The 17395-nt window shown below is 60.5% G+C and carries 17 protein-coding genes, 1 tRNA gene and 1 pseudogene; 10 read left to right on the top strand and 9 right to left on the bottom strand.

Annotated elements, in window-relative coordinates; translation table 11 throughout:
- Positions 1-7: 7 nt before the first annotated feature.
- Complete coding sequence (locus EFR00_RS12025) at positions 8-1111, bottom strand: COX15/CtaA family protein (RefSeq protein WP_077993313.1); 1104 nt, start codon at positions 1109-1111, stop codon at positions 8-10.
- Between the two features lie 113 nt (positions 1112-1224).
- Between EFR00_RS12025 and EFR00_RS12020 the strand changes: the two genes are divergently transcribed.
- Both EFR00_RS12020 and EFR00_RS12015 read left to right on the top strand, forming a co-directional pair.
- Positions 1225-1434: a DUF2842 domain-containing protein gene (locus tag EFR00_RS12020; protein WP_003573983.1), complete on the top strand. Its 210-nt coding sequence runs from the start codon at positions 1225-1227 to the stop codon at positions 1432-1434.
- Between the two features lie 118 nt (positions 1435-1552).
- Positions 1553-2794 (top strand): GNAT family N-acetyltransferase, encoded by a 1242-nt coding sequence (locus EFR00_RS12015; protein ID WP_077993311.1) that lies wholly within the window; start codon positions 1553-1555, stop codon positions 2792-2794.
- 55 nt (positions 2795-2849) lie between these two features.
- On the opposite strand, the gene EFR00_RS12010 is transcribed toward EFR00_RS12015, so the two are convergent.
- Positions 2850-5009, bottom strand: a complete 2160-nt coding sequence (locus EFR00_RS12010; RefSeq protein ID WP_077993309.1) for a GumC family protein — start codon at positions 5007-5009, stop codon at positions 2850-2852.
- 188 nt (positions 5010-5197) lie between these two features.
- Between EFR00_RS12010 and EFR00_RS12005 the strand changes: the two genes are divergently transcribed.
- The 4 genes from EFR00_RS12005 to EFR00_RS11990 are packed head-to-tail and all read left to right on the top strand — an operon-like array spanning position 5198 to position 9842.
- A complete protein-coding gene (locus tag EFR00_RS12005; protein WP_010060356.1) occupies positions 5198-5773 on the top strand; it encodes a polysaccharide biosynthesis/export family protein in 576 nt (191 codons plus the stop codon).
- A gap of 3 nt (positions 5774-5776) precedes the next feature.
- Entirely contained in the window at positions 5777-6946 is a 1170-nt protein-coding gene (locus EFR00_RS12000; RefSeq protein WP_038688144.1) for a glycosyltransferase family 4 protein, read from the top strand.
- Between the two features lie 56 nt (positions 6947-7002).
- Positions 7003-8565, top strand: a complete 1563-nt coding sequence (locus EFR00_RS11995; RefSeq protein ID WP_077993307.1) for an undecaprenyl-phosphate glucose phosphotransferase — start codon at positions 7003-7005, stop codon at positions 8563-8565.
- Positions 8562-9842 carry an O-antigen ligase family protein gene (locus EFR00_RS11990; protein ID WP_077993305.1) on the top strand — a complete coding sequence of 427 codons (1281 nt, stop codon included), beginning with the start codon at positions 8562-8564 and terminating at the stop codon, positions 9840-9842. Before EFR00_RS11995 ends, EFR00_RS11990 begins: the two co-directional genes overlap by 4 nt.
- On the opposite strand, the gene EFR00_RS11985 is transcribed toward EFR00_RS11990, so the two are convergent.
- The 3 genes from EFR00_RS11985 to EFR00_RS11975 form a co-directional block, all read right to left on the bottom strand.
- Complete coding sequence (locus tag EFR00_RS11985; protein WP_009996698.1) at positions 9808-10638, bottom strand: carbohydrate ABC transporter permease; 831 nt, start codon at positions 10636-10638, stop codon at positions 9808-9810. The genes EFR00_RS11990 and EFR00_RS11985 overlap by 35 nt on opposite strands.
- Complete coding sequence (locus EFR00_RS11980) at positions 10638-11531, bottom strand: carbohydrate ABC transporter permease (protein ID WP_077993303.1); 894 nt, start codon at positions 11529-11531, stop codon at positions 10638-10640. The genes EFR00_RS11985 and EFR00_RS11980 overlap by 1 nt, the downstream gene beginning before the upstream one ends.
- 125 nt (positions 11532-11656) lie before the next feature.
- Complete coding sequence (locus EFR00_RS11975; RefSeq protein WP_077993297.1) at positions 11657-12991, bottom strand: extracellular solute-binding protein; 1335 nt, start codon at positions 12989-12991, stop codon at positions 11657-11659.
- A gap of 178 nt (positions 12992-13169) precedes the next feature.
- Here EFR00_RS11975 and EFR00_RS11970 point away from each other — a divergent pair, with 178 nt between their 5' ends.
- Together EFR00_RS11970 and EFR00_RS11965 are read left to right on the top strand one after the other, a co-directional pair.
- The gene (locus EFR00_RS11970; RefSeq protein ID WP_009996472.1) at positions 13170-13787 is read left to right on the top strand and encodes a GNAT family N-acetyltransferase; all 618 of its coding nucleotides are present in this window, start codon (positions 13170-13172) and stop codon (positions 13785-13787) included.
- A gap of 304 nt (positions 13788-14091) precedes the next feature.
- Positions 14092-14385 (top strand): helix-turn-helix domain-containing protein, encoded by a 294-nt coding sequence (locus EFR00_RS11965; protein WP_039619029.1) that lies wholly within the window; start codon positions 14092-14094, stop codon positions 14383-14385.
- Between the two features lie 45 nt (positions 14386-14430).
- On the opposite strand, the gene EFR00_RS11960 is transcribed toward EFR00_RS11965, so the two are convergent.
- Positions 14431-14643, bottom strand: a complete 213-nt coding sequence (locus tag EFR00_RS11960; protein WP_009996470.1) for a hypothetical protein — start codon at positions 14641-14643, stop codon at positions 14431-14433.
- Between the two features lie 185 nt (positions 14644-14828).
- Between EFR00_RS11960 and EFR00_RS33520 the strand changes: the two are divergent.
- Positions 14829-14952: pseudogene (locus EFR00_RS33520) on the top strand (DUF982 domain-containing protein); the annotation flags it as partial.
- A gap of 71 nt (positions 14953-15023) precedes the next feature.
- Here the strand turns inward: EFR00_RS33520 and EFR00_RS11950 are convergent.
- Positions 15024-15242, bottom strand: a complete 219-nt coding sequence (locus EFR00_RS11950; protein WP_009996469.1) for a hypothetical protein — start codon at positions 15240-15242, stop codon at positions 15024-15026.
- A 549-nt stretch (positions 15243-15791) separates the two neighbouring features.
- Between EFR00_RS11950 and EFR00_RS11945 the strand changes: the two genes are divergently transcribed.
- Entirely contained in the window at positions 15792-16424 is a 633-nt protein-coding gene (locus tag EFR00_RS11945) for a class I SAM-dependent methyltransferase (protein WP_077993296.1), read from the top strand.
- Positions 16425-16504: 80 nt separating this feature from the next.
- On the opposite strand, the gene EFR00_RS11940 is transcribed toward EFR00_RS11945, so the two are convergent.
- Together EFR00_RS11940 and EFR00_RS11935 are read right to left on the bottom strand one after the other, a co-directional pair.
- Positions 16505-16581, bottom strand: a tRNA-Pro gene (locus tag EFR00_RS11940).
- A gap of 100 nt (positions 16582-16681) precedes the next feature.
- Positions 16682-17350, bottom strand: a complete 669-nt coding sequence (locus EFR00_RS11935; RefSeq protein ID WP_009996467.1) for an HAD family hydrolase — start codon at positions 17348-17350, stop codon at positions 16682-16684.
- Positions 17351-17395: the final 45 nt, after the last annotated feature.

The raw sequence follows: 17395 nt of genomic DNA, 5'->3' as shown, positions 1-17395 counted from the left end.
TTGCGCTTCAATCGCGCTCCGCAATTGCCGTGGCGTGCGGATATTCGCCGTAAAAGCCGCGCCAATTGGCGACGGCGAAACCGAAGACCACCAGAGCGCCGGCCTGATGCAGCAGGCCCCAGTGGAGCGGCACCTGCATCAGCAGCGTGGCGACGCCGAGCGCCGCCTGCAGCGTCACCAGCGAGAAAAGCACCACGGCGCGGCGGGCGTGGGTGGTCCAGGGTGCGGCGCGCAGAGCAATGACCATGTTGATCAAAGTCAACGCGAAGAGCGCATAGGCGCCGATGCGGTGGATGAACTGTACGGTCTTCGGGTTCTCGAAGGCGTTGATCCAGAAAGGCTGCTGGATCAGCAGATCCGACGGGATGACGGCGCCGTCCATCAGCGGCCAGGTATTGTAGGAAAGGCCGGCGTCGAGCCCGGCCACCAGCGCACCGAGATAGATCTGGAACAGCGAGAAAATAGCGATCGCGGCAGCAAATGCGCGCGAGCTTCGTGCCGGCGCCGGATCGTTGGAATGTGGCGAGAGACCGCGCATGATCCACATGCAGCCGGCAAAGATCAGGCAGGCCATGACGAGATGTGTCGCGAGCCGGTATTGGCTGACATCGGTGCGGACGGAAAGACCCGAGGACACCATCCACCAGCCGATAAAACCCTGCAGGCCGCCGAGCGCCAGAATGCCGACGAGCGGCCAGCGCAGGCGCCTTTCGATGCGTCCCGTCAGCCAGAAAAAGATAAGCGGCAGCGCGAAAATCACGCCGATGCCGCGGGCGATCAGCCGGTGGGCCCATTCCCACCAGAAAATGCCCTTGAACTCGTCGACCGTCATGGAGCTGTTCAATTGCTGAAATTCGGGAATGCGCTGATAGAGGCGGAACTCCTCCTCCCATTCGGCAGCCGACAGCGGCGGAATGACGCCATGGATCGGCTTCCATTCGGTGATCGACAGGCCGGAATTGGTCAGCCGCGTGGCGCCGCCGACGAGCACGAGACAGAAGAGTGCTAAAAGCACGAAGCCGAGCCACAGCCGCAAGGCGCGGCGATTGCGGTTCTGCTTGCGCACTTCGCTCAGGATCGCCTGTTCCGTGGTGAGGTTCGCGACGGCCATGATGTCTCCTTCTATCCGGCAGTTGATTTGCCCCACCGGCTCATGCAAAACAAGCCCCGAACCTTTGCGGCATGCCGTCGCGCCGGTTCGCGCCACCCAGACAAGGGATCAAAATGCCCGTCCGCCTCCGCAAATTCATCGGCACGATCCTCATCATCGTGCTCGTGCTCGTCTACGCGCTGGTGGCGAACACGATCGCCGTGGCGACGCTCGGCAACGCGCCGTGGTGGGGGCACCTGCTCTATTTCCTGCTCACCGGCCTGCTTTGGGTCTTGCCGGCGATGGTGATCATCAAATGGATGGCCGGACCGCGGCAGCAGTAGGCCATTAACGGCCGGATAACCGTGATCGGGGGAAAACCTCGCTGATAGCCGACGATTAAACCTAATATACGCCCTGCATTACTACCTTCCCGCTCAGCATTTTGACCGGAGAATTCCAGTGCAGACGCAAAAGTTCGACGTCCGTGAACAGCCGTCAGACGACGCAGCGCTGGCCGACACGGCGATTTCACGCCTCCGCCAGGTGAGCATGAAACTTGCCATGGCCAATATCGACATCGCGGTTTTCGACGCGATGCAGCCGTTGGAGGATGATTGGCGGGCTCTGGAGGCCGACAATCTCCAGTCGCTCCATCAGAGCTACGATTGGTGCGCCGCCTGGGTAAGCGCCTTTCAACGCCCGCTGGCCATCCTCAAAGGCACCTATGCCGGCGAGACGGCCTTCATTCTGCCGGTCGAGATCGTCAAGTCGCGCGGTCTTGCCGTCGCGAAATTCATCGCTGCCGATCACAGCAATATCAATACCGGTCTATTCTCGAGGAATTTCGCCGAAAGCGGCGGCAGCATCGACGCCGAAAAATTCGCTCGTCAGCTTCAGCAAGCGTTGAAGGGGCGGGCCGATCTGCTGTTGCTGCAAAACATTCCGTTGGAATGGCGCGGACGGCAGACGCCGCTTACCGGGCTGCCGATGGTGCAAAACCAGAACCACGCCTATCAACTGCCGCTGCTTGCCGTTTTCGAGGAGACGCTGAAACAGATCAACGCCAAGAGCCGGCGTAAGAAATTCCGCGTTCAATCGCGGCGTCTCGAGGCCGCCGGCGGCGTCGAATACGTCATCCCCGAAACATCGGAAGAGCAGCATCGCCTGCTCGATATCTTCTTCCGTCTGAAAAGTACCCGCTTCGCCAGCCTTGGCCTGCCCGATGTCTTTGCCGAGCGGGAAACACAGGCCTTCCTGCACGGCCTCATCGACAAGCAGGATGAAACCAGGCAGTTCTTCGGCCTGCAGATGCATGTCCTGCGGCTGAAGGGCGGGAATGAGGACCGGATCGCTGCGATCTCAGGCATCTCGCGTAAGGGCGATCACGTCATCTGCCAATTCGGGGCGATCGACGAAGACCTCGTGCCGGATACGAGCCCCGGCGAATTCCTCTATTGGCAGACCATCTCGGGATTGCACGGCAAAGGCGTCGCGCTGTTCGATTTCGGCCTCGGCGATCAGACCTACAAACGATCCTGGGCGCCGGTCGAGACCGCGCATTACGACGTGGTGCTGCCGGTCTCGCCGATCGGCGTCGCCGCCGGCGCGGCGCACAGGATCGTCACGCGGGGCAAGGCGCATATCAAGGCGCGCCCGAAGCTCTATAAATTCGCCCAGGCGATCCGGGCAAGGATCGGCTGAGCGGTCTTTGTCCTTGGCATGTTGTTGCCGCAAATCGCGACACCCTCGCAATGCGTCAGGCCGCCTGGCCGAGCCTCTGCTCTGCCGCTTCGCCGTCCGACATCAGCACGACGCGCTCGTAGCCGGCAGCCTGGAATTCGGTCATCAGCGTTACGAAAACGGTCTCCTCGATCTGCGGCAGGGAGAGGATGATCTCGACATCCCGGCTGCGCGTCAGGCGCGAGACGCCGGCAACATCGGCAGCGCCGCATTCGACGACCACGAGATCGTAGGCAGAGGCCAGCGCATCGAGCAGCAGCGCCAGCCGATCGACACCGCGCATGGCGCGGCGTACGTCGCTCCGGCCCTGTGGGATTAGATGGGCATCTGAAAGCCGATCGCTGTGGATCGTGTCGCCGAAGGCGGCCTCGCCGCAGAGCAGGTCGGTGACACCAGGAGCGCCCTGGTCTTCGGCCATCAGTTCCGTGGGATGGCCGGAACCGGTCATATCGATCAGGACGACGCGACGGCCGGCATCGGCGAGAATGCGGGTCAGCAAAACCGTCGCCGCCGAACCATCGTCACCGGTCGGAGATATCGCGATTGCCAGCGGCGCCCGGCTGCCGGTGAGATAAACGGCAACCGAGGCGACGGAGAATTCATTGTCGTCCTCCGGTACCTGCGCAGCAGCCTCGTCGATCGCATCCTCTTCCTCGGCGACCACGGCGAGCATGCTCGCCCGGGCGGGACTCCGGACGGCGACGACGGGAGCTGCCTGCGGCCCAATCTTCTTTTCGGCGCCCGTTTCCGTCTCGATTGTCTCAGCCGACGCATCGATCGGGCGAAGCGCCCTGCCGCTGAAGAGTTCGGCCAGCATGGTGACGATGGCGCTGAGGATCAGTGTGGCGACGGCTGCGACGACGACGATCGGCACGACCTTGGGGAAATAGGGATCGACGGGCTCGATGGCCTTGGAAACGATGCGGGCGTCGGCCGGGCTCGAGTTGCTGTCAGCGCGGGAGGCGGCCTCGCGGTAGCGCACCAGATAGGTTTCGAGCAACTGACGCTGAGCGGTCGCCTCGCGCTCCAGCGCATTGAGGCCGACTTCGTCCTCGCCGGCGCGGGCGCTGTTGGCTTGCACCGTGTCCTTCTGCCGCTCGAGCTCGCTTGCCCTGAGATCAGCGACCTTCGCCTCGTTTTCGATGCTCGCGAGGATCTTCTGTGTCTCCTGGCGGATCTGTCCGCGGATGTCGGCAAGCTGGGCACGCAGACTTTTCAGCCGCGGATGGCTATTGAGAAGGCTGGTCTGCAGGTCTGAGACTTGCGACCGCAGGCCCGATTCCGTTCCCTTCAGCCGCTGAATCGCCTGCGAGGACATGATGTCAGGCAGCGTGTCGGAAGCTTCGCCCGAAGACAGCGCATTGCGCACCGCCTGCGCCCTCGCCTCGGCATTGGCCTGGTCGCCGCGCACGCGGGTGAGCTCAGCGGAGATGTCGTTCAGCTGCTGGGCGGGAAAGGTGGTCGTGCCGTTCGTCTGTAAGAGCCCATGGCTGGTGCGATATTCGGCAACCTTCTTCTCGGCCTCGCTGACCTTGCGGCGCAGGCTTTCGATCTCCGGCTCCAGCCAGCGCGTCGCCTCGGAGTTGGAATCGAGCTTGGCGCCGCTCTGGGTGGAAAGATAAACATTCGCCATGGCGTTCGGAATGGCGGCAGCGAGCTTCGGGTCCTTGGAGGTGAAACTGATGCCGATGACGCGTGAGCCCGGCACCTGATAGACCTGCAGCCGCTCGACGAAAGCGTCGATCACCCGCTCTTCCGGCGGGTTCTCCATCGGGTTCTTCCTCAGATGCAGCTTCACGAGGATGCTGCTCATCGCCGAGCCGTTGGCGGCATCGTCGAATTCCGGCAGATTGTAGAGCTTCAGGTCGTTGATCACCTTCTTCAGGAGATCGGCAGATTGCAACAGCTGCACCTGGCTGGCGATATTCAGCTCGTCCATCAGCGGGCCGGCGCCTGCGTCGTTTACCTGCTGAGTGCTGGCGAAGGCCGGCGCGCGGGGCTCGATGAGGATGCGGGTTTCGCTGCGATATTGCGGCGACATGATCTTGGCGCCGGCGAAAGCGACGCCCGCCCCCACGAGCGTGATCGTCAAGATCCTGAGCCGGCGCGCCCAGACGGCGCGAACCAGCTGACTGAGATCGATGTCCACATCCTGATCACGCGATACGCCGGACATGCTCTTACTCCACAACAAAGGTGCCGCAAGCGTAAACGACCGTGGTAACTCAACGGTTAATGGTGATTTGCCAAGAAATATGCCCGATCGGCAAAGAACTCAGGAATTTGTCATGCTCTTTTTACCGGGCATTAACCCTAACAGATCGATAACGGCTTCACCGAGTTCATTTCTGTGAGCACTTGCGGATGTCTGTCGCCCCGCCCAAGATCCTTTTGGCCCTGAGCCTTGCAGCCATGACGGCGGCATTGGGCGGCTGCACGACCTACAAGCCGGCGCCGAAAGCCTTCAATGAGGCGACTATCCAGCCCTATACGCTTGATAGCGGCGACCGGTTGCGCATCACCGTCTTCGACCAGCAGAGCCTGACCAATACCTATACGGTCGATCAGGCCGGCTATATCGCCTTCCCCCTCATCGGCCAGGTCCCTGCCCGCGGCCGAACCCTGCAGCAACTCTCAGGGCAGATCGCCCAGAAGCTGCAGCAGGGCTATCTTCGCGATCCCGACGTAACCATCGACGTCGACCGCTACCGTTCGATCTTCATCATGGGCGAAGTCGGCCAGCCCGGCCAGTATGCCTATGTTCCCGGCATGACCGTGCAGAATGCCATCGCCGTTGCCGGCGGCTTCACCAGCCGCGCCAACCAGAGCATGGTCGATGTCACCCGCAAGATCAACGGACAGGTGCTGACCGGCCGCATCAACATATCCGGGCCGATCATCGCCGGTGACACGATCTACGTCCGCGAACGGCTCTTCTGAGTTATGGGAAAACAGAAGCCGCTCCGCATCCTCCATTGCTTCAGATCGCCGGTCGGCGGAATTTTCCGCCATGTCCGCGACCTGGTCGAGGAGCACGCGAAGGAGGGCCATGACATCGGAATCCTCTGCGACAGCTCGACCGGCGGCGAGCATGAGGACAACCTGTTCGACGATATTCGTCCCTATCTCTCGCTCGGCCTGACACGCGTGCCGATCCGACGCTCGGTCAGCCCGTCCGATATTGCGACGATGTGGGATACGTACAAGAAAATCAAAAGCTTGCGGCCGGATGTGCTGCACGGGCACGGCGCCAAGGGCGGCGTGCTCGCGCGACTTGCCGGCTCAGCCCTGCGGGTGAACAGGTATCGCGTAGCCCGCCTCTATACCGCGCATGGCGGAAGCCTGCACTATTCGCGCTCCTCGCTCAGCGGACAATTCGTCCTCAGGATGGAGCGCCTGCAGGAATATTTCACCGATGCGCTGGTCTTCATCTGCGAATATGAGCGCGACACCTATATGCGCAAGGTGGGCAGACCACGGACGAAGACGAGACTGATCTATAACGGCATCGGCGAGCGTGATTTCGAACCGATCCCCACCCGCTCGGACGCCGTCCATTTCATCTATGTCGGAATGCTCCGGGACCTCAAGGGTCCCGATCTGTTTGTCGATGCTTTTGCCAAGACCGAGCGGCTGCTCGGCAGGCCGCTGTCGGCGCTGATGATCGGTGACGGGCCTGACCGGGACCGTTACCGCGAGATGATGGTCGAACGCGGCCTCGGCAAGCGCATCGGCATGCTGCCGGCAATGCGCGTCCACGAAGCTTTTTCGATGGCGCAGAACCTTGTCGTTCCCTCGCGCGCCGAAGCCATGCCCTATATCGTCCTCGAGGGCCTTGGCGCCGGCAAGACGGTCATCGCCAGCCGCGTCGGCGGCATTCCCGAGGTGCTCGGCGCCGACAGCGCGGCACTGGTGGAACCCGGCAATGCCGACGACCTCGCCCGCGTGATGGCGGAAACGCTGACCATGCCCGGCTGGCATGGCAGGACGATGCCGAAGCCGGAGGCGGTAAAGGCGGTATTTTCCTCCGCCGTCATGGCGCGTGATGTGCTGAAATTGTACCATGAGCTGGTCGATCCCGCCGCGGGCCAAGCAATGTCTGCCGCCTCGTAAATATTTCTTAGGGGCTTTCTGGTATTTCGCTTGCTGACAACGAGCGACAAAACCCCATGAACAAGCTGGAAAAAAGCGGTCCGTTCGACGTGGAAGCACTGCGCAAGCAGGTCTCCGACATCGAGGCGCGACGCAATGCAAGTCGGGAGCAGGCCTCCGAGCCGACCGAAATCAATGCCTATGCCCGGCAGATCGCCGAACAGTTCCGCGACGGAACCCGTTCGCCTGTCATCATCATCGGGCAATTACGGCTGCTCGAATTCCTGGCCCTCTTTTCGATCGCCCTGATCGTCTACTTCTTCGCACCCGGCGACGGCAGCGATCCCCTGTTGGTGCGGGCGGGCATGGCGGCGATCGCTTCGGCTCTGACCGTGGCCTGCCTGCAGCTTGCCGACACCTACACCATTCCGGCACTTCGGGCGAAGCTGCGGCTGATGCCGCGCATCCTCGCCGCATGGACGATCGCCCTCGTCCTCACCATCGGCTTGTTCGCGCTCGTCCGCGGCACCACATCGGCAATGATCGTGGCCTATCTCCCCTGGTTTGCCGCCGGTGCACTCTTCCTTGCCGGCGAGCGTTTCCTCGTCGCCTACGGCATTCGCAACTGGGCGCGCAACGGCATCATGGAGCGGCGCGCCGTCATTGTCGGCGGCGGCGAGCCAGCCAAGGAGCTGATCCGCATCCTGGAACAGCAGGCTGACAACGACATTCGCATCTGCGGTATCTTCGACGACCGCGGCGAGAAGCGCTCGCCGATCATGGTCGCCGGTTATCCGAAGCTCGGCACCGTGGCGGAGCTCGTCGAATTTGTGCGGCTGACGCGCATCGACATGCTGATCATCGCCCTGCCGCTGTCGGCAGAGGCGCGCATCTTCGACCTTCTGAAGAAGCTCTGGATTCTGCCGGTCGATATCCGTCTTGCAGCGCATGCCAACCGGCTGCGCTTCCGGCCGCGCGCCTATTCGCATGTCGGCTCGGTGCCGATGCTCGACATTTTCAAGAAGCCGATCCGCGACTGGGATTCGGTTGCCAAGCGCGGCTTCGACATCTTCTTCACCGTGGTCGCCCTTGCCCTGCTGTGGCCGCTGATGCTGGTCACTGCTGCCGCCATCAAGGCGACCTCCGAAGGCCCGGTTTTCTTCATGCAGAAGCGTCATGGCTTCAACAATGAAATCATCAACGTCTTCAAATTCCGCTCAATGTACACCAACATGGCCGACCCCACCGGCAAGGCCGCGGTGACCAAGGGCGATCCGCGCGTCACCCGCGTCGGCCGCTTCATCCGCAAGACCTCGATCGACGAGCTGCCGCAGCTTTTCAACGTGCTGAGAGGCGAGCTTTCGCTGGTCGGCCCGCGCCCGCACGCCGTGCTCGCCCAGGCTCGCGACCGCGCCTTCGGCGATGTCGTCGAGGGCTATTTCGCCCGCCACCGCGTCAAGCCAGGGGTCACCGGCTGGGCGCAGATCAACGGCTGGCGCGGCGAGGTCGACAATGACGAGAAGATCAAGTTCCGCACGGCCTACGACCTGTATTACATCGAGAACTGGTCGCTCTGGTTCGATCTGAAGATCCTGTTCCTGACGCCGATCCGGCTGCTCAACACGGAAAACGCCTATTGAGCACGGTCGAGGCGACATATCCGGGTGTCGCCCAGCCGCAGCGGATGACGCTGCGCCTGATCGGCTCGGCCTTCGTCGCCTTCGGCGTCTTCCTCTCCGGTTTCGTCATCGACGAGCCGGCCCCCTATGAACTCTGGATGGCCGGGCTGATCGGTCTCTGGTTCATCCTGGGATTGAAGATTTCACGCGGTGTGGCGCCCCTGCTTGCCCTGCTGCTCACCTTCAACATCGGCGGCATGCTGTCACTGACGCAGATGAAGGATCTGGCAACGGCGCCGATGTATATCGCCGTGTCGACCTTCCTGGCGCTGACCGCGGTCTTCTACGCGGCAATCATCGAGGACAGCCACAAGCGGCTGCCACTGATCTTCAATGCCTGGATCTTCGCCGCCGTCGCCACCTCGGCGCTCGGCATACTCGGCTATTTCCATGCCTTTCCAGGCGCGGAGATCTTCACCCTCTATGACCGCGCCAAGGGCGCCTTCCAGGATCCGAACGTCTTCGGCCCCTTCCTGGTGCCGCCATCGCTCTATCTCGTCCACGGTATTCTAGTGGGCGACCTGAAGAAATCGCCGCTGAAGGCTGCCGCCCTGCTCGTGCTGGCGCTCGGCATTTTCCTGTCCTTTTCCCGTGCCGCCTGGGGGCTGTTTGCGCTCGGCGTAGGACTGCTGATCTTCATCATGCTGCTGAAGGAGCGCAGCGGCGCCTTTCGCCTGCGAGTGCTGGTGCTGTCGCTGGCGGCGATCATCATGCTGATCGCGTCGCTACTGGTGGCGCTTCAAGTCCCGAAGGTCGCCGAACTGTTTTCCGCCCGCGCCCAGCTGGTGCAGCAATATGACGGCGAACATCTCGGCCGTTTCGAGCGTCACCGTATCGGCTTCACCATGATGATGGAGCGCCCGCTCGGCATCGGCCCGCTGGTGTTCGGCACGATGTTTCCCGAGGACGAGCACAATATCTGGCTGAAATCGCTCACCTCCTATGGCTGGCTCGGCTTCGTCAGCTATGTCGGCATGCTTATCTGGACGCTGGCGCTCGGCTTCCGATACCTGCTGCTCGACCGGCCGTGGCAACCCTTTTTGATGGTCGCCTGGATCTCTGTCCTCGGCCATGCGGCGATCGGCAACGTGATCGACATCGACCACTGGCGCCATGTCTATCTGCTGCTTGGCACGGTCTGGGGCTGCGCAGCGCTGGAAGCCCGCCACCGGCGCAGTCGGAGGCCGAGAGAAGCGGCGCAACCTATTTCGTCGCACCCGCCGTCAGACCGGCAATAAACCGCCGCTGGAAAACGAGGTAGGTCAGGATCAGCGGGAAAATGACGATCACAGCGCCGGCGGTCAGAACCGGCGTGTTGACGGTATAACGCCCCTGGAAAAACAGCATGCCGAGCGGCAGCGTCCGATAGGCGTCGTCATTGACCAGAATGAACGGAATCAGAAACTCGTTCCATGTCCATATGAACAGGAACAGCGCCAGTGTCGACATCGCCGGTATCATCAGCGGGACGACGATCTTGCGCAGGATATAGAAGCGTCCGGCGCCATCGAGGACCGCCGCTTCGAGAACCTCCTCCGGCAATTGCTGCATCGCGCTGGCGAGGAAGATCGTTGAGAACGGTATCGACATGGCGATCTGCGGGATGATGAGAGCCGCATAGGTATTGATCAGCCCGAGATAGCGCATTTCATAATAAAGCGGGATGATGAAGGCCTCCGCCGGCACCATCATGCCGAGCGTCAGGATCGCGAACAGCGTGCGTCGCAGCGGAAATGACAGGTAGGCGAAGGCAAAACCGGTCAGCAGGCCTAGAAAGACGCTTGCAGCAACGACGGGTATGACGACGACAATCGAATTCCAAAAGTAAATGTTGAAATGCCCGGCATTCCAGGCATCGACGTAATTTTCGAAATGCGGATAGGCCGGAAGGGCGAATGCGCCTTTCAGGACGTCGGCCTTGCTCTTTATCGAGGTCAGCAGCAGAAGCAGGAACGGGGTGATCGTTACGAAAGCCAGAAGCCAGAGGACAATGCGAAGGAAGAGCGCGGCGGGAATGTTGGACGAACGGCTCATCAAGCCAATCCTTTGCTTCTGGAGCCCACCAGCCGGTGAATTGCGAAATTGATTGCGAATGTCAGCAAGGCGCCGACAATGGCGATGGCGGCTGCGGCGCCGAAGCGATTGAGTTCGAAGCCGAGCTGATACATGTAGATATTCGGCACGAGCGTAGCGTTGGCGGGTCCACCGCGGGTCATCGTGAAGATCAGGTCGAAGCTTTTGATCGAGGCAATAACCGTCAGAAGCAAAACCACCCTGATCTCAGGCATGAGAAGCGGCAGCGTTATCCAGAAGAAAGTCTTTCGCGGCGACGCGCCGTCGACCTTGGCGGCGTCGAAAAGAGACGGGTCGATGCGCTGGATTCCGGTGAGGAAGATGACCATGCAAAAACCGAAGAAATACCAGGTAGCAACGATCCCGACCGCGGGAAGCACAAAATTGAAATCTCCGAGCCAGGGTAACGCAAACCTCCCCAAGCCTACCGCTCGCAGAAACTGATTGAACGGGCCGAATGCCGGATTGTAGAGCCATGCCCAGATGATGCCCAGCACGGCAGTCGGCATGATATAAGGCAGGAACAGGAACGTTCTGAGAGCGAGCTGTTCGCGCTGCTTCAAGTTCCACACGCAGGCGGCAAGCGTTATGCCGAGCACGAGCGGCAGGACGCAGTAGAAGATCATCAGCTCGGCATTGTTGCGCAAGGCGATGTAAAAACGACTGTCGGAAAAGAGATCGGCGTAATTGCCAAGGCCAACCCATCTGGGCATGGTCAGGCCGTCCCAGCTGGTCAGGCTCAAAGCCAAAGCCGCGACAATCGGCCCAAACACAAACGCTGCGTAGAGCAGCAATCCAGGCAATAAATAGATGAAATTGGTCTGTCGCGTTCCATCGAGTGCGGAGCGTTTCATCCAGTACTCCCTGCCAAAGCTCTGGTCATCGCGCAACAAGCCGTGAGCTCGTAGCACTTATTTTAACGTGATGAACGGGACGCCGGTCGGACCGCCGGGGCCGTCGTGACCGGCGTCCGCACTGCTTATTTCTTATCCTTCAAATAGGCCTGATAGTCCTTGTCCATGGCATCGACAAAGGCTTCGGGCGTGATCTTGCCGGACAAGAGAAGCGGCGTGTTGTCGTCGATTGTCTTCAGCATCGTCGGGCTCGACCAATCGGGGTAGTGGCCGAGCGCATCGTTGGCATTGAGTGTCTTCCAGATCTCGATGCCGGAGGTCAGGAGCGGCGTGAGCTTCGGCTTTGCATCCGCCGGGAGCGATGTTGCAGGAAGATAGCCTGCCGCGGCCCAGCTTTCAGCGGCCTTTTCAGACACCATATAGTCGATGTACTCGCCGGCCAGGTCCTGCTTTGCCTTGTCTTTGGCAAGGCTGGTTATCGCCCAGGCAAGATCCACCCCGCCGACGCTCATCGGCTTGGAAATGCCCTTCGGGGCGGGAATGGCCATGAAGCCGATATCCGGATTGTTTTGCATGTCGCCGAAGTACCAGGTCCCGGAGATCAGGAATGCGCCCTGCCCCGATATGAACAACTGGACGGCGTCATCACCCGAGATGCCCTCGAAGCCGGGATAAAAGTAGCCGCCCTGTGCCCATTGCTGCACGAGTTTGGCCGATTCGATATTACCCTTGGTGTTCCAGGAACCGCCTTTGCCGTAGATCAGGTCGTCAAGCTCGGCGCGATTGGCCGCGTCGATATGCGCCTGATCGATGGCGCCGATCATGTGCAGGGCGAGATGCTGTTTTGCCGAGCCCATCATGAAGGGCGCGACGCCTTTTTCCTTGAGCTTGTCGAGAGCGGCCAGCAGTTCTTCGAAGGTCTGCGGCAGCGCCACGCCCGCGTCGTCGAGGATTTTCTTATTGTAATAAAGGCCGACGATCTCGGCGAGACCCGATATGCCGTAGGTCTTGCCGACGCCGAATTTCGCCCCCTCCCAGCGGTCTCTGGCAAGCACCGAATCCGACTGCCGCTTATCCCAGCCATATTTCTTGATGTACTCGTCGACCGGCAGCAGCAAGCCTTCCTTGACCATCGCGCCCATGTCGCCGGCGCCCTGGTTGACCTTGGTGACAACAGGGCCGTCGCCGGCCGAAACTGCAAGCTTCAGCGTCAGCTTCATGTCATCGAAGGTGCGGGCGGTGCGTTTGATCGTGACACCGGGATGCGCGGCCTCGAAGTCCTTGTTCAGTTGCTCTATGACCGCGCTCTGACCTTCAAAGGTTTGGTCGTCCCACACGGCCAGATCGTCGGCGCGGGCGGCGGAAAGACCAAAACTCACGAGCGCCGCGCCGGCAAGCGCGACAGCTGCTTTCAATCGGTATGCCGGCAGTATGCTGATCGATTTCACGGTTCTGTTCATCTGCTCCACCTCGTTTGGTTTATTCTCCACTCCCCGTTACGGCTTCGCGCCTGGCGACCGGCCGAACGTTTTCTTCCCCCAGAGCTTTGCCTGGTTGGCGAATCTGAGGTAATCGTCAGTGCATCAGCTCCTCTCGCGACCTCAAATGACAAAGCGCCACGCAGGAGGTGGCAAAGTGATGGACAGCAACTGCTTCATCCGTCCCGCGATCGAAGCGGATACTGAAGCCTTTTTTGACATCTGCCTGAGGACCGCGAATGGCGGCGAGGATGCCAGCGCGCTTTACAGTGACCCGCATCTGCCAGGTTACATCTGGTCGGTGCCCTATCTCAAATTCGCCAGAGAGTTTGCCTTTGTTCTTGTGCAAGGCGATCGTCCGGTCGGCTATGTCGTCGGGGTGCCTGATACCAGCGAGTTCGACAAAGAGCTGGAGGCGAACTGGTGGCCGTTGGTCCGCCGGCAGACCGCGGGACTGACGCCCACTTGCGCGCGCGATGCCGACGTGATCGAACGCATTCAAAATCCGCGCAGCGGAACGGTTTGGCTTCAAGACCACTACCCCGCCCATCTTCACATCAACATTCTTCCCGGACATCAGGCAGGCGGCTGGGGGCGCAGAATGATCAGCACCGAGCTTGAAGCGCTTCGCAATCAAAGGGTCGCAGCTGTGCATCTCGGTGTCGATCCCAACAACGCACGCGCCAGAGGTTTTTACCGTCACCTTGGTTTTTCGGAATTCGAACGGGATGGCGCCGTCGCCTATGCCATGCGGATCGATAAGGGATCTGGCCAATAATGACGGCGCCGTAAAGCTCATGACATTGGCTCCGCATTTGCCGGTTCCGCCCATATTCTAAGACGCGCCGCCGGCATGGCGCTCCTGCCGGTAAGCGGGGAGCTGCGCCAGAAGGCGGGAGGAAATACTCTACCGCACCGATCCAGCCGTTGTCGAGGCAGGCTTCCCGTCGGCGCGTGAGTGCACAGCGCGCGCCGCCCAACCTATGGGAGAAGGCGTTCTTCGGCATAATCCCGTCTCAATATGGTCAGTCCGGTCGGCCATGCCACTTGAGAAGTGCGGTCAATGCGCTAGATTTTCCGTCATGATAACAGCGACACAGATACGCGGCGCGCGCGCCATGATCGGGATGAGTCTCGAAGAGCTCGCCGCCACAAGCGGCCTGCCGGTCGAGACGGTGGCTGCGTTGGAAAAAGGCGATTTTGCCGGCGAGCCGCATGCGCTGTTCGACGTGCGCAGCACGCTCGAGGCGCACGGCATCATCTTCCTTTCGAGCGGCAATCAGGATGAAGGCGGCCCCGGCATTCGGTTGCGGGCACGCACGTCAAATGATGACGGCATCCGGCCGGAAAATCTCAACGCCGCCAATGACGATTGACGGAATGACCGTCGCCCTGTCCTAAATTAAACCAGAACCCGAGTGTCACAGATAGGTCTTGGCAAGGTCGGCCAGTTTGCCGCCGTCTCTCACGCCCTGCCTGTAAAGCTGAATGATGACCGCACCGATCCGCTCGGCCTCCGGCGCCGTTCTGACAAGTCCGCGTTCGACACAGACCTTGTCCAGCACTTGCGAAAGCAGATCGAGATCTTCCGAAAAGAGCGGTAAATCATGCGGATGAATTGATGACCGTAACATCACGCCGCACTTCCCTCCGAGGGCAAACGCCTTCACGCTTGCATCGCCGGACGCCCTCCGCAACCGGCAATAATTCGATTATGCGCGAGGGCCAGAACTTTAGCAACTGCGCAAATTCATGTGGAACAAAATATTGTCTGGAGCGTTACCGCCGCCTTTGCAGAAGGAATGAGCGAGTACAAACGTTGAGTGAAAGACGCTTCCCCTCCCCTGTCCGAACCCATTCTCCAACCGACAACCTCATCGCTTTCCACTGCCTGGGACGCCGTCGAATATCTGAAGCGATGGCCCGGCAAGCGCGGACGCGACGGCAGCAAAGACGGTAGGATTGCTGGTGCGAGGTCAGCGAAAACGGAGCAACCGATCCGGAGTGTCTGCGATCAGCTTCGGCGGTGGCCAGCGGCCACGATCTGCGGGTGCATGGAGCCTTCCATGATCACCTTGGCGGTCATCTCGATCACCCGCTCCTCGGCCAGTTCAGCAAGCGCGAGGGCAACGTCGCCCTCCGGCCAGCCGGCCCTGACCGCCTCGTCCGACAGAGCCTGGAACGCGCTGGCAAGAGCCTGCCTGCAAGTTAGATTCTGGTTCATATCCGGCATGGGCTCGCACCAGGCTATCTGTGACAAGGATCATGTTAATCTACACGTATTTACGAAACATGCGAAGCGAATTGAGATTTCCTAAGCAAAAACTAAACATCTTGTCGCAACGTCGTGTATAGCCTTAACAAGAAAACAACTATCTACCCACCCGACCAATGTACTCCTAAAACAACCAGATGAATTATTTGCAATCACTCCATTTAAGGAGGCATTTGCTCGCGCCATTTTCTTTAAATAGCCAAAGCCGAAGCCGAAAGATCGGCCATTTATTTCGCCGCAATCCGACGGATCCGGATCTCGGTCGTTTTCAGCACCTTCTCGGCACCCTGTCAATCGGCTTCGGGGGGTCTCTGGTGCTCGCATCACCATCCCTCGCATTGTAATGAAGAGGGCGTTAAGAACGCCGGCCGATCTGTCTCGGAGCGTCAATCGACTGCCGGCGCGAACGCCTTGGGCGTTAATCACCTTAATACCACAACGGCACCACACTCCCGTCAAACTCCGCCGTACCATTATGTCCGCGGGCCCACTCTTTCAGGAGGTGAAATGTCTATCGAACTGGACGCGACTACCTATGTCCACGCCAAGCCGGCGACCGCTCATTCCTATATCTTGCCGACTGTCGTCAATGTTCTTGAAAACAGTTTCCACGAGGCAAACGAAACAGCGGTCTTCGACCTCGGTTGCGGCACCGGCGGGGCTGCCTCCGTGCTGGCGGAGAAAGGCTACGATGTCGTCGGCGTCGATCCGTCGGAGGACGGCATCGCTAAGGCGAAAGCTGTCCATCCCGATCTTCCCCTGGAAATCGGCTCCGGATACGAAGATCTTTCCAGCCGCTACGGGACCTTCGATGCGGTGATCAGCCTGGAGGTGGTGGAGCATGTATACGACCCCAAGGCTTTCACGGCGACGATGTACGATTTGGTAAAACCAGGCGGCATCGCCGTTGTCTCGACGCCTTTCCACGGTTACTGGAAAAATCTGGCGCTTGCCGTGAGCGGAAAGATGGATGACCATTTCATGCCGCTGAAGGACCACGGTCATATCAAATTCTGGTCGCCGGAAACGCTCAGCACGCTGCTGCATGAAACCGGTTTCGAAGACGTCGACTTCGAATATGTCGGGAGAATTCCGCTCCTGGCGAAATCGATGATCGCAATCGCGCAGAAACCGCACTGACGGCCGATGTTCTCTTATTCGAAACGCCCGCGGCGCTAACCGCCAAAGCGGAAGTTTTTGACTGGATTCAAGGGGATAAATGGTCGGGGCGACTGGACTCGAACCAGCGACCCCTTGACCCCCAGTCAAGTGCGCTACCGGGCTGCGCTACGCCCCGACCTGCCGAAACGGCTTGCTTCGTTTAGTTTTTCGGCGCGTGCAATGCAAGCGGAAAAAACCTGCCTCCCACAAAAAGGAAGCAGTTCGGCTGGCAACAATCAGATCGCGGCGATCTTCAATCGGCCTTCGGCGGTCTGGCGGGGCTGCCAGGCCTGATAGTTGGCGATCGAGAAATGCGGGGTTTCGAAGGGCGTGGCGTGAGTTTCGGTGATGACAGTGACATCGGCGCCAGCCGCCTCACCGGCTAGGATGCCGGCAACGGCGTCTTCGAAAATCAGACACCTCGCCGGATCGACGCCGAGCCGGCTTGCGCCGAGCAAATAGCCTTCTGGGCTGGGCTTGCCCGATTTGACCTCGCCACCACTGACGATGACCTTCGGCATCGGGATGCCGGCGGCGGCCATGCGGCGCCTGGCGAGCTCGATCGGCGCCGAAGTGACGATCGCCCATTTGCCGTCGGGGATGGCGTTCAGAAAGCGGACGGCATCGGGGATCTCGACGATACCGGAGACATCCTCCATCTCCTCGGCAAGCAGCAGATCCGCCTCGTGGGCCGGATCGACACCCGGCAGACCCAGCCCGCGGATCACGTCGGAGGCGCGGATACCGTGGATCGTCTTCAGGAAGACCTCCGGCTCGAAGCCATGGCGTCTTGCCCATTCGCTCCAGACACGCTCGACGACGGCAATGGAATTCAGCAGCGTTCCATCCATATCGAAGAGGAAGGCGTCATAGGACCTGTCGAGGACGTCGTTGATAGCGGGCACGGGGTGTTCCTTGCGAGCGCGAGGCAGTAGGCAGGCGAGTAACGG

Origin of the sequence: Rhizobium sophoriradicis (assembly GCF_003939025.1) — a bacterium.
Lineage (GTDB): Bacteria > Pseudomonadota > Alphaproteobacteria > Rhizobiales > Rhizobiaceae > Rhizobium > Rhizobium sophoriradicis.
This window is presented reverse-complemented; position numbering and strand designations above follow the sequence as displayed.